Below are 12,408 nucleotides of genomic sequence, written 5' to 3'. Positions count from 1 at the left end.
GCGGCGTACAAGTCGATTTAGTCGGTTAAAGCGCACTCCTGCACGAGTCTTCGATAAGCAAGAAGTCGCTCTATACCACTGGCCATCAAAACGCATGAACAGTGGTTTCGTTTTGACTTGGCCATGCAGCGCTTTAGCTCGTGCCCGGGAGTAAGTGGTTTGTCGCTCGTGGTATCGTCTGCGTGGCATTGTTAACTACTTTCCTGTAGGGCCGCCGACACCGACTTTTCTTCTCGATTTCGTAGGCGGTAGTATTTCCGAGTTAGATCTTGGAGCTGCGAACGCTGGTTTTTGTATTGCTTTTCAAAGTAAGCCTGACCCGCGCGAGCGGCTTTTAGTGTGTTGTTCAGCTTTTCAGGATCACCCACGCGAGCCAACATCTTTACTAAGATGAACTGTTCTCGCTCAAAGTCTCGTTCCCACTCAAACGCTGCTAAAACTTCTTTGTATATCCCACCGCGGTTAATACTTGCCGCCGGTCCCACAATCGGTTTTATACCGCCGCGATTGGTAACCCAAAGCAAACCCCACTTGTCGGGGAGTTCGTCTGGCTGGATTAACCCTTCAGGGCATAAGAAATAGCGCCAGCTGCCCAACCCGAGCACATCACCTTTGCGATGCGGTTTCTTTTTATCAGCAAGGAAATCCGAGCGAGACACTTTTACTTCGACGACAATCGAACCATCTTGGAAGCCAGCTGAACGAAAACCTATGGCATCAGGAATCTCACCAGACCACCCAGATTGCGTTTCAGACATCGCCACGTGACACCCGTGAGAAAGCTGGCTTTGCGGTCTGCGCAGCCACTTTACTGCCTTTTCACAAAGCTCTTTGTGCGTCCATTGCTTGAGCTGTTTCGCCATGCTGCTAGTTCGCTTCCTCTTTCTCTCCCAGCTGCTGCTCAAATCGCAGAATTAGCTGGCGTAAGCCGGCTGGACGTTGATGGGGGGCCATATCCAGCAAACTATCCAAAAGTTCAATGATGGGGTCGTGCATAACGTCAAGTTCTGTAATGACATCGGCCAGTGGGCTTAAGGGGCGGAAGTGGTAATCTGACATCTCCGCTCAACCTCGTTCGTTAGTTGTAGTGGGGAATGCAAGCTCATGGCTAGCTGTATCGGGGTTGTTAATCTCTTCGTCCTTCACGTCGAAGACGGCATCGCTAAGGAGGCATTGACGTAATTCCGCTAGTACCGGTTCATCGGACACGTTGAGTACCGCTGCGCGTTGACGTAAATCTGCACAGATCCGTGCCAGATCACCTTGCCAGCAATAAAAGCTCACATGTCCATTGCCGTAGCCTGCGACTAACAATGGATAGCGACTCTGCAGTTCTGCCATACAATGCAGCCACTGAGCGCGTTCAAAACTGCGCAGCCATGCAGAGGCCCAGCTTGTCTGCTGGCATAACTGGTTGACGAGTGACTTCAAGGCGTAGCCATGGCTGATACACAGAAGCTCAGGCGTCTGATTTCTACCGGCATCCGCCGTTATGGAGCCGGTATCGGTGGTAAACATCAGGCAATCCTCTACCGTAAAAGAGGTTTTGGGGTAGTGCTCTAACAAAGCTTGCAGCTCGACGCTGCTGAGCCAGACGGCATCGCGATTAGTGTAATCCAGCAGTTCTAGGTTAATCCGCTTAAAGCGCACTAAGTAAAACCCTGCTCTACTGTTCAGAGCGACACGCTTCGGGTCCGTTCTTAAGGTGCGTAACCACTGAGCATCGCGAGCAGGCGCTTGCAGATACCAGTTTCCACTAGTAAGTAACTCGTGGTAATGCACACCTGGCCAGCGAATTGCGAACGCGAGATGGTCAAATTTTTCGGAGCAGGCGTAAAGTCTTACGGTGGAGCGACTTAACCACCTAAGCATATGACCATACCGAGGATCGGTAGGTGGTAAAGGAGCGTTTAATATCTCTTTGAACTCGGTTTGGTGTTCTGTTATTGCGACGTCAAGGCGATTGAGGGCACGTTCTAATCGCTCACTCAGTTGAGCTAACTTTCCCGGATCGCTTTGCTCTGCAGCACCTTTTTGGCTTTGTTCGGTCAATACGCTGGTGGCGGATTCAAATGGTGATAGTCCAACCAGATCGCCATACATTTCTAAGTCGGCGCTATCCAAATGGACGGTTTCTATGGCGCCGCTGTAAACATTGGCCATCTCATTGCGGATATATTCGGGAGCCCATACGCGCTCGTTGTGATTGAGAGTATCGAGCGCATCAGTGAGTGCTGTAAACGCGCGCCCCTTGGGGCCTGTTAACCAGTGAGTTTGCGCTGCCGTGGGGCATAGTGGCCACAGGAACTGCATCAGATATCCAGTACATCATCAAAACTTGTTAGGTAATCCGCTGAACGCGAAACTACCTCGTGGGGCGCTCGCCCTGCAAATGCGTCACCACTATAGGCTTGGTTAAGTTTGGCGGCCAGATCTGTCTTAAGAATGTAACGGACGGGTCTCAGGAAGGCTTCTCGTTTAGCGTAGCTTTTTTCATCGAGGTCATAGAGCATCGATACCAATGCTCTTAAGTCGGTTATGTCGGTATGCTCGTAAAGCCCCTTCAATTGGGCTTGGCGAGCCTTGATCTCGCTATAAAACGCCCTCGCTTGGTTCTTCATTTCATCGTTATGCTCAGCCTCGCGCTCGGACAGTTCCTCGCCTTCTGGAGCTGTGTACTCCTGAAAATGCATCAAGGCGCGTTGGTAGTGGTTTAAGTAAACCTGTGGCAGTTCTGGCAGGTAGATGAGGTCAATGGCGTCATGCAGGGCCGAGTACCCCAAGCGCTGTCCGTGATAGCAATGGGGGCAACATGTGACCATATTATCCAATGAAAAATCATCATTGGTGTAGCGTCCATTTAACGTCACGACTTGCTGTTGCTTCATCGCGGTAAAGCCGCACAACCTGCATGTTTTTCTATCGCGTTGCAGTACCTTCTTTGCGTTGGATAGAAATTGCTTGGTTGACGTCTCTTCGGCTCTATCTACACACACGGTGCGATTGATGCTAAAGAATGGAAGCTTGATTCCGGCGAGTTTTGCCATCGGTTACCTTATGCCTGACGATGCGTACTGGAGAGAGGCGCAGTGACCATGAAAACCACTGCGCGGTATGTCTTAGAACAGTTGATCTAATACACCTAGATCCTGCTCTGATCCTTCTGGCTTCACGAGGTTAATAATACTGGCTGAGCCAAAGAAGTAGACAAACACTGATACCAGAATAAGCGGCGCAGCCACCATGATCGCGCCACCAATGAGGCCAAAATAGACCTTGGCTTTGGCAGAACGGTCCAGCGAATCTTCGCGCATCTCGGGGATTTTCTGGGCCGCTCGACCAAATACAATGAAACCGGAGATCAGCAAGATAGCCAAGAAGGTTGCCCCTACGGTAAATGCGAGGCCGCCACCCTTTGCAATGTACTCATCAATACCCAGAACTTCCCCTTCAGCAAATGCTGGCGCGGCAACCAGGCTCAATGGAAGTGCGTATTTGAGTTTTGACTTGATTGTATTTGCGGCCTCGTAAATCGCCATTTGCAATCGCAGTAGATTAAACATATTAATGTCCTTACTTGTTGTCTTAAATTGAGCACGTTTCAAATGTTCCACCAGCGAAATGCCAGAGGTCGTGCTTGTCTCCGGCGTGCGGGTCTCTGGTGCCTTGCTTTGGGCTAACTCATGCCCGCCGCTTGCATCAATAAGTTGGCAAGTGAGGTCAGCGATGAAAAACTCACCGCTGCCACACTGACCCAAAATGGCAAAAATATCAGGGCGACACCCACTGGGATCCCTATCACTAGCTTTCGCCTGGCCCGCCTTGCTTGATTACTATCTTGTTTTAATAGTGAACGGCCCGAATTCAGGGCTACATACAACGCAAAGCTGCCCATAAGCCGCAGCATGGCTAATACGGTGGCGGCGATGGCCAATTCATGAGGGGTATTGGTATCAAACGGTTGATAATCGAAATAGCTTTCATAAGGGTTGTAGCTGGTCCAAAGCTCTTGGTTCCCGGCAAACGTAATCATCGTCGAAATAGATAATGTGTTCATCGCAATCAATGCAGCCCCAAACCCGAACTCCACAATGATGTTCGGAACATCTGAATCGACGTGACGACCATATTGCTCATGGATATGCGGAATGCGCATAGTCGCCATACCGACATAAATTAACCCAACAACCACTCCCAGTGTGTAAACAAGGTATGTCAGCCCCGTTGCGATCCTTCGTATGCCTTCATAGGTCTCTAATGGGTCCATAGAAATACTCCGAGAACTTTATTGGTGCTGTGCTGCGCGGCAATACGCGTTAAGTGGTTGATAGTGGCTTCCGTCTTCGAACAATATGCATCCATATTGGTCAATGTCTTCAATCACCCCTCGACCCTGCAGACGTTCGCCTGGTTCTAGCTCGATGGTATTTCGGTCGACGACGCCGTTTCGGATTACCGCAAATGTACTGATGTTAAACATCGGATCATGGGATACACGCTGCAGCTCGGGCAGGTTACGCTTATCTATTTCGTGCTGTCGCCGGTCCAGTGCCTGCGTCACCTGATCAGACATTGCAGTTATCGTCCTTTGCATGGCATCAAGGCTTTGGTTGGAAGATGCAACAAGGGCCTCATAGCGCTGGTTGGCGCTATCGAGTTCCCGTTGTTTGGAGTCTCGTTCTGCGAGCGCCGCATCTGCTTGCTGCTGCGCGTTTTTGACACGCTTATCAGCTTCCCGTACCGTCTGCTCAGACACGACAATCCGATCTTCGAGGTCTTTGATGGACGATTCCCTCTGAACGATGGTTTGCTTCGCACGGCTTAGTTGGCGCTGCAGATTGTCATTCTCCGCCGCTACCGCGAGTCGTTGCTCATTGGTGCTATGTAACTCACTGCGTAGCTGATCATTTTGCTGGACTTGAGAATTTAGGGATTGCTTCAATTCGGTGTTTTCTGCATCCAGTGACGCCAACGTCGCACTGACCACAGGGCTTTGATTGGCAAAATCCTCTCGCGTTAACACCGGCCTAGTTGCCGACTGCGTTTGCTCAACGGTCGACTGATTGGTGGTCGCGCCATACAGTCCATCGAGAGGGTTAGTGGGAGCTTGCTCGGCCGTAGCCGGCGTTGACGCCGCCTGTGTTGTTGATTGAGTGCGGCTAGGCGGGTTGCTGCTAAGTAATTTGACCACGCTAAATGCTAACAGGGCGATGATGGCAATCACTGTCAATCCAACGACTAGAAGTGGGTGAATACCCTTTTTCTTTGCAGGATATGCTTCGTCTTCTTCGTCTTCTTCGTCTTCTTCGTCTTCTTCTTCAGCGACCTTGGCGTTTTCGTCTGTAGTACTATCGGGCGTGTCGAGCGCCAGGTCCTCTTCAGGCTCTGGGTAAAGGCTATTATCTAACTCTGGCTCTGCTATGACTTCGTCGCCAATTTGAGGATCGGGATCGAGATTCAGCTCCGTAACTATATCTAGAGAAGGAAACTCATCATACACCTCGTCGCCTTGAGTCATCTGAGCATGATCTATTGTAGCGCTATCCAAGTCAGGCGCTAAGTCAGCGAAAGCGTTAATAGTTTCTTCTGATCTTTCATCTGAGTGAAGTGCAGCATCACCTTCATCCAAATTGTCTTCGACTTTGTCAGTCATACTTACAAGTTCCATATAAAGCAATGCCCTATATATTGCATTGCATATTAATTATCCTCAAGAATTATTTGAAGATACCTGCGGTATTCTCAGTGATTCTTGGCGACCACTCAGGGTTCCAATCCTCTGTCATCATGATTCCAGCCGCGTCATGTGCATTGACCCACACCGTGGGTGGTTTGGTTGTTTCTTGCTTCACTAGGTCAGTCGCCGCTTCCGCAACCCCGCCTCCCGCCGACCACGCCATTCTGACTGGGTCAAACTCTTTCGAGCTGATAATGACGTTGTCGTTGATGGTGGTGTCTGTCCCTGTAGAGTTGATATAATCGGTTGCGCCTTTGAGCATGCCATGCACGAAAATCATGCCCCATCGATACATGGTGTGGTGATTGACGCCCGAGCGGAAACCAGGCTGTAAGTGCTGGCTGGGCGTTACGAGTATCGAATTGAAGGGGGCTTGGTAACCCTTCCAATAGATTTTAGAGGACTGAAATAAGTAGTTGTCATAAGCTAACGTTGGCGTGTAAATGACCCGAGCACCTTCAAGTGGCCCGGTCGTTATATCAATTATTGCCAGCGACGTTGGATACAGACTTTTCAGTCCATGCCTAAATTCACCAAGCATGAAGTCGCCTACATATAATCCTCGCCCTGAACCACCGGTAGCTGTCGTCGCAGGCCCCCAGGTCCCTGTTGCATCCTGCGCTTGAGGCGGGGGGCTCTGCCCGGGTGTTGATGCTGTCGTGGTTGGCGCAGGTTTGGCTTGCTGACTTGCAACATACTGCGAAAAGCTAGGTCGTGTCGCAGTATTCGTCCCGCCCGGCGTGGGTTCTTGCGCCGATGGAGGTTGCGTACTGGACGGGCGACTGATGCCACGAGAGCGGGTTGGTGTGCTGATCTCACCACTTTGGGCGGCCCCTTGCGTGGGTTCTCGGTACTTAGCAATCAGAGCTGATACGCGTAGCTCTTTCGCTGACGGCTCGCGATTTGCACTCGTTGAGGTCCTTGGTGACGACGAGGAGCTTTGGTTGCCTGTTGTATTGCGACCGTTTGTAGAGCCATTTCCACCAACTCGTGACTGATTTACCGGCTCTTGGTCGTCAAGTAGCGTTACGGTTTCATTCCCTGATTGAGAGTCAGGTGTTAGTTCTGGGGTGAAGTTACTGCCTGAAACCGTCGGAGTTGGGCGCGTGGGGCTCGCCGAGGTGATGTCAAAATTCATCAAATCATTTTCAAAGTAGCTGTTTGAAGCCTCTTCTAGAGCTATTTGACCACGCTGCTCTCTAGCCAGGGCGACATTCTCTTCTTGTTCTGGACTGACACCTTGCTGGCTTATTGTTATATCTGTTGGATCGCTTCCAGAACGTTTACCTGTTGAGCCTCCACCGGAGGAGAAGTAGCTACATCCTCGGTTCGCAGCCAGTAGTAATAAGAAGACGATGAGCACCCAGCGTAGAAACTTTTTCTGAGACTTGGTGGCCCCTTTAGACTTGACACCATTCATTTGCTCCGCGGTATCGGGAGTAGCGCTTTGAGGAGCTTGCTCTTGCTGCGCTTCTTGTTCGTTTGCTTGTTCTTCTATATCGTTCATTACAAGCCGCCGTATAGGTGGTAATCGGGGATAAGTAACTGTCTGGTGTCCCCCCCCTCAACGTGCATCAGGATGCTGGTGTTTAATGACTTCGCCACGTATACCCTCACCCCATTGGGTGCGGGATGCATCTCATCCCAATCGATGACAGGGATATGACGTGAGCGGATTACGAATTGAGAACCCACGCGCCACACTTCGGCCAGCTCTGGTGCCGAGACCAGCACTTTATTAGCCTTTGAGCTCGCTGCACCATCTATCGGCCAATACCCAGTGGTCGCAAAATAGGTAAGTTCCTCATAACTCACCTGTTCCACCTCATCGCCTTGTGTTGCCGTTGATACAGGTACAATCCCTGTCAATCCATCGGTATTGCGCTCTCCATGTTCTGACTCGGGCAGGTTGTCAGGATGGATGAACGGAAGTCTAAAGGTCACTATGCTGTGTCGTTGATCGCGGCTGTAACTGAGGTCGATCATTAGCGGTGATTCATACTGGTCGAGAAACAGAAATACTGAGTTCTCGCCATAGGGTCTGTTTGATTGCACTTCCATAAAGTGCGAGCGGGACCCTGCTTTTAAGATGAAATCTGGAGAGTCGGAGTGATCATTCACCGGCCATGCTTGCCCGGTCGCATCAAGAAACTCCAGTAGTGTGGTGCCGTTGCGATTAACTGTCACCTCGTAGGTTTGGTAACGCTGGTTTGGCGTTACGTTGTAGACGGCGTGATTGGAGGTCACGTCAACAAGCGGCTGGTTTTCTATCTTATCCCGAGCCTCAATAGCCATACGTAGCAATCGAATGTCTCGCAACGACATGTCCAATACTCCATCGGCGACCAATTGCCGGTACATCATTTCGAGATCCGTCTCTTTATCAATCTGACTGAGGATGGCCTCTAACCGCTCGTAATACTCCTCGGTACTTAATGGTCCATTAGAGTCGCTTGAATCTAAGAACTCGCGAAGTGGTGTCCGTCGTTTTGGCGCTCGCGCTCGCGCTGGGGGCTGTTCTTCTTCAACCTGTTGACTTTCACTTTTGGTACTAACTTTGCCAGTTGCGATACCCTGAGTAGATTGTTCTAGCAAGGAAAGTAGCGCCTCTGAGGTGGTAGGCGCTGAGTTCGCCATTGCCACCAGCGGAATTGCGGTCGCGAATACTAAGCCCATGACGACTTGGTATACGCACCTGGCCCATAACGGCATCCCGTTGGTTTCAACTGGTGGATTAAACATGGTTTGCGCCGCTGACAATCTGGAAGGCATCTATCGCGACGCCTTTGGGTTTATCAACGTCATGTACGCGCCTCAAAATGGCCGTCACAGTGAAGTTGCCGCTTCCCGCGCCTCGGCGGCCTTCCTGCTTCGTGATTACAACGGGCAGCCTGACCATCCACCGGCTCACGTTTCTTTTTGTGGACGGATCCACGACTGGCTCAATAGATACAATCTTGCCCGCCGCCAGTTTCGACGCGGACATTTGGATTTCGCGGGTAATAATATTGGCGAGTTGCGAGTCCCTCGGGATATAGACGGTACCACCGAGGTGTACGTCTTTCTGCCCCTTGCCCTCAATCAGCCACCGGTGCACACTCATTCGTCCATCATCGGTATAGCAACGATGCAATGAGGTATTCACTTCCTGGATAGTTTTCACAAAAGAGAGCGACAGGGTGTCAATTAAGCACTGCTCAGCCCAATCCCGCATTCCTGTTTCATCGACAAACGGTTCCGACAGCGGAACAACATTGGTTATCGTGCCATCTCTTTGCTGCGCAAAGTACTTCGGTTCAACTTCCTCGCGATTAAACCCTTGCACGGCGGCGAAAATTGACACGCCTGCCACTACGATACTGGCCATCAAGGCTTTTCTGTAAAAGCGTAACTGTCCAGCCATGAGAATGAGGGCAAATTCACCTGCGTCAGGGTGAAGTAAGCGCATGTCTGTCGGACTGGATATCTTTCTCTTTTTCGAGAGTTTTTCAGCATTTTGGGCCAGTTTTTTGCCTTGTTTAGCCGAAGTGGTATCTTTGGTCACTACTATATCCTTGTGAACGCGGCCATCATTGCCAAATACACATAATACAATATACCATGCACATTATTAGTTCAACGACACCTGATTATATTGCGTCGCAGTGAAGATATAGTTACCGCTAGGCGCAGGGAGGAAGTCCAGATGTTAATGTTTTTGGGGTTGTCGAAGGCCATGAGTGATTATTGGCACGACACTATGGTGGGGCCGACGCGTCAGGAGCAGGCTTACTGGCAACGTCAAAGATCCCTGCAGGACGCATTGGCGCGACAGTCTCATAAGGAGGCAACATTCGCGCAAGAGCACGCTGCGTTTGGTTCCATTCTTGAGTTGGCTAATCATGCTGGGGGCAAGTGGACCACACGCAAAGCGCTTGAGCAGTCAACTGCCAGTAAACAAAAGGCGATTCACGCCGTCAATGCCTTAAGTAACCCCCTCCACCCTATCTTCAGTACCGTAGAGAAAATCCGTCAGTGCCCTTTGGGTGGAGTCAGGACATTCCTGTTCACCAGTAACCTGCTTTGCCAACAATTTCTAAATGAGGGCGCGGGTAATCAGGGTGAGTTCCAGGCACATCTTGAATTACTTGGCTATGTCGAGCGCGCCGAACGCTTAGATGCCGTAGAGCAATTGCTTTGGGCCGGGATTCAGGGTGAGTTAGCCACCGCAATGTTAACTGTTAGCGCGTGGATGGCGGGAGACAGCCAGGCCCACTCTTTGGTAGAGCAACTCAGTGATTACGATAAACTTCGCGTCGAGCTTGCTAGTCTTTGCTTGATGGGGGGGCATGGGCTCATCGAGATCGACTACTCCGCAACGCCATCCTATGATGAGTACCCAGCTCTGGTAGAGGTGCTGTTAAAAGCTTCGACTTCAGACACGCCACATGCTCCTTGGTCAGAGCAAGAGCAGCAGACAGTGTTACGGTGGCGCCAGCGTTATCCACTACATCTGTTCGCGATCATGACCTTCATTAATCCGGGTAATCAGTTCTCACCCCTTGCTACGCTCAATAACGTATTGCTTCATGCCACGCAAAGCAAAACCATTGAGCCCATATTCGATTCGAGCCTTCTATTTTTTGAGCGCCGTCTGGGATTGCCCGCCTTTGGTGATCAGTGGCAAGCTGCCATGATGCAGCCCTCGCCTGAGAAGATGTGGGAAGCGCTGGAGTCCATGACTTCCAGTGATTCGCCGCAGGCTCGTGCGCTCCGAGAAAGCGTAAATCTAGTGTTTGGTAAACCAACGGCTAGCCGGAGTGCGAGCGTACCGCCACCTCATCCAGCCTGGTTCAGGATCACCAAAGATGAACATGTTCGCTACACCTACCAAGGTTATCCACTGATTTGCTCGGATACTCAACATGCCGTTGAGGCGGTGGCTGCTTTTTACGAAATGACTCAGCTACTCCCTTCCCCGCCTGCATTAGACACGGCACCTTTGGCCAATGTCAGTGATTTGCACCGGCAGTTGTTGATGCTGGATACGCCTCATGAGAATCACGCCATCAAGGATGTCGATTGGAGCGCAGCACTAGCCTGCCTTGCTCAATGCAACGGACGCTTCATGCCTGCAGATTGGAGCCACCACACCAAAAGGCTCAGCGACTGGGCAGACCAACAAAAAGCCCAGATCATTGGCCGCTATGGCTGGTCGGGACTGAGGGTGCCTGACATCCGCGGAAGCGAAGTGGTAGGGGACGTTGGCATGGATAGGGTGATGCATTGCTACCAGCAGAAAATGCGTGCTAACAGGCCGCGACGAGGGAAGCGGTATCCATCTAGTCGCCCCAAAAAAGTTGCTATCACCAAGGCCGCAACCGGCGAGCAATGGTATGCCCAAACCCCTGTGCACTATTTACTTTCGTCGGTCTCTGGATTGTTAGCTCAAGCAAAGGCCGCCTTCGATGAGGTGGGCACCGGTACCCAGAAAGAGCGCATTATATTGTGCTTTGCGATTGCTGAAGTAGAGCGTCTGGCTAACCAATATGAACAGTTCGAGACGTTGCATACACACCTCGATGTACTTGATATGCCGACTCACACAGCCGGCATCAAAGATCTGTTCTCTGAAATGTGCCAGCATCAAAACAAGCGCAACGGTCAACAGGATGCAGCGCAGTGTTTAACGCAGTTCATGCAGGTGTTGGAGAAGCGAATTAGTGAACACTTGTCGTTGCCGATAGAGCAAGTTCAGTTAGGGTCCTTGTTAAATAAGGTGCTACCGAATGTACCGGGCGAGGAGTTAGCAGGCAGGTTGTTCTCAGGGTTGCCCTATGGGCGTTAGTTCGCAGGGTTTAAGCCTATCACATAGCCAACATCTACACCGGCACTGGCTGCTTTGATGAGGTACAAAATATCGGGGGCGCGTTTTTCTTTTTCATATGTATTAGTTCCGACCAAATCTGACACATCTATTTGAAAAGTAGAGAGTTACCCGTTTTGATAAAGGTGTCGAATCTTCAATCAAAACAACAAAAGAGGTAACTCTCTATGCTGCATACTAACAACCCGATCATCAAACACAAAGCTGGCTTGCTCAACTTAGCCGAAGAACTTGGAAACGTTTCAAAAGCCTGCAAAGTCATGGGCGTATCGCGTGACACCTTCTACCGCTATCAGGAACTTGCAGAGGAAGGTGGCTTGGATGCCTTAATCAACAAGTCCCGCCGAACACCAAACATTAAGAACCGTGTCGATGAAGCGACAGAGAAAGCGGTCGTTGAGTACGCTATCGCCGAGCCCGCTCATGGCCAGCACCGCACCAGCAATGAGCTACGCAAACAAGGTGTGTTTGTTTCTGGTAGTGGTGTTCGTTCCATCTGGCTGCGCCATGATTTAGAGAACTTTAAGAAGCGACTCAAGGCACTTGAAGCCAAGGTGGCTAGCGAGGGCATTATCCTTAGCGATTCCCAAGTTGCGGCTCTAGAGAAGAAGAAGCAAGATGATGAGGCCTGCGGAGAGATAGAAACGGCTCACCCCGGTTATCTAGGCTCTCAGGACACGTTCTATGTGGGCAACCTCAAAGGCGTAGGCCGCATCTACCAGCAGACCTTTATCGATACTTACAGCAAGGTGGCATTCGCCAAGCTCTACACCACCAAAACGCCAATTACGGCTGCCGATGCCCT

The 12,408-nt window shown here is 50.8% G+C and carries 12 protein-coding genes; 2 read left to right on the top strand and 10 right to left on the bottom strand.

The genetic code is table 11. The features are described 5' to 3' along the window. Window positions 1-191 precede the first annotated feature (191 nt). The 10 genes from G462_RS23005 to G462_RS0115350 all read right to left on the bottom strand — a co-directional run bounded on the left by G462_RS23005 (window position 192) and on the right by G462_RS0115350 (window position 9,281). On the bottom strand, window positions 192-863 hold the full coding sequence (locus tag G462_RS23005) for a hypothetical protein (protein WP_051326787.1): 672 nt from the start codon (window positions 861-863) through the stop codon (window positions 192-194). A 4-nt stretch (window positions 864-867) separates the two neighbouring features. Next, complete coding sequence (locus tag G462_RS0115390; protein ID WP_026959778.1) at window positions 868-1,059, bottom strand: hypothetical protein; 192 nt, start codon at window positions 1,057-1,059, stop codon at window positions 868-870. A gap of 6 nt (window positions 1,060-1,065) precedes the next feature. Next, a complete protein-coding gene (locus G462_RS0115385) occupies window positions 1,066-2,313 on the bottom strand; it encodes a hypothetical protein (RefSeq protein WP_026959777.1) in 1,248 nt (415 codons plus the stop codon). After that, the gene (locus G462_RS24015; RefSeq protein ID WP_026959776.1) at window positions 2,313-3,047 is read right to left on the bottom strand and encodes an HNH endonuclease; all 735 of its coding nucleotides are present in this window, start codon (window positions 3,045-3,047) and stop codon (window positions 2,313-2,315) included. Before G462_RS24015 ends, G462_RS0115385 begins: the two co-directional genes overlap by 1 nt. A gap of 72 nt (window positions 3,048-3,119) precedes the next feature. Then, window positions 3,120-3,563 (bottom strand): hypothetical protein, encoded by a 444-nt coding sequence (locus G462_RS0115375; RefSeq protein ID WP_026959775.1) that lies wholly within the window; start codon window positions 3,561-3,563, stop codon window positions 3,120-3,122. Window positions 3,564-3,676: 113 nt separating this feature from the next. Continuing rightward, the gene (locus G462_RS0115370) at window positions 3,677-4,267 is read right to left on the bottom strand and encodes a hypothetical protein (RefSeq protein WP_026959774.1); all 591 of its coding nucleotides are present in this window, start codon (window positions 4,265-4,267) and stop codon (window positions 3,677-3,679) included. A gap of 18 nt (window positions 4,268-4,285) precedes the next feature. Further along, window positions 4,286-5,518, bottom strand: a complete 1,233-nt coding sequence (locus G462_RS0115365; protein ID WP_169720178.1) for a hypothetical protein — start codon at window positions 5,516-5,518, stop codon at window positions 4,286-4,288. A gap of 199 nt (window positions 5,519-5,717) precedes the next feature. Continuing rightward, complete coding sequence (locus G462_RS0115360; protein WP_026959772.1) at window positions 5,718-7,244, bottom strand: TraB/TrbI/VirB10 family type IV secretion system protein; 1,527 nt, start codon at window positions 7,242-7,244, stop codon at window positions 5,718-5,720. Then, complete coding sequence (locus G462_RS0115355) at window positions 7,244-8,479, bottom strand: DotH/IcmK family type IV secretion protein (RefSeq protein WP_026959771.1); 1,236 nt, start codon at window positions 8,477-8,479, stop codon at window positions 7,244-7,246. Before G462_RS0115355 ends, G462_RS0115360 begins: the two co-directional genes overlap by 1 nt. Beyond that, window positions 8,472-9,281, bottom strand: a complete 810-nt coding sequence (locus tag G462_RS0115350; protein ID WP_026959770.1) for a DotI/IcmL family type IV secretion protein — start codon at window positions 9,279-9,281, stop codon at window positions 8,472-8,474. Before G462_RS0115350 ends, G462_RS0115355 begins: the two co-directional genes overlap by 8 nt. A 141-nt stretch (window positions 9,282-9,422) precedes the next feature. Between G462_RS0115350 and G462_RS0115345 the strand changes: the two genes are divergently transcribed. Together G462_RS0115345 and G462_RS0115340 are read left to right on the top strand one after the other, a co-directional pair. Then, window positions 9,423-11,564, top strand: coding sequence for a hypothetical protein (locus G462_RS0115345; protein WP_026959769.1), 2,142 nt, complete (start codon window positions 9,423-9,425; stop codon window positions 11,562-11,564). 206 nt (window positions 11,565-11,770) lie between these two features. Further along, on the top strand, window positions 11,771-12,408 hold a 638-nt coding region (locus tag G462_RS0115340; protein ID WP_026959768.1), incomplete at its 3' end, for a helix-turn-helix domain-containing protein.

It is taken from the genome of Aliagarivorans taiwanensis DSM 22990 (assembly GCF_000429505.1).
Taxonomy (GTDB): Bacteria; Pseudomonadota; Gammaproteobacteria; order Enterobacterales; family Celerinatantimonadaceae; genus Aliagarivorans; species Aliagarivorans taiwanensis.
Note: the sequence above shows the minus strand (reverse complement) of the source record. Positions and strands in the feature narration are given on the sequence as shown.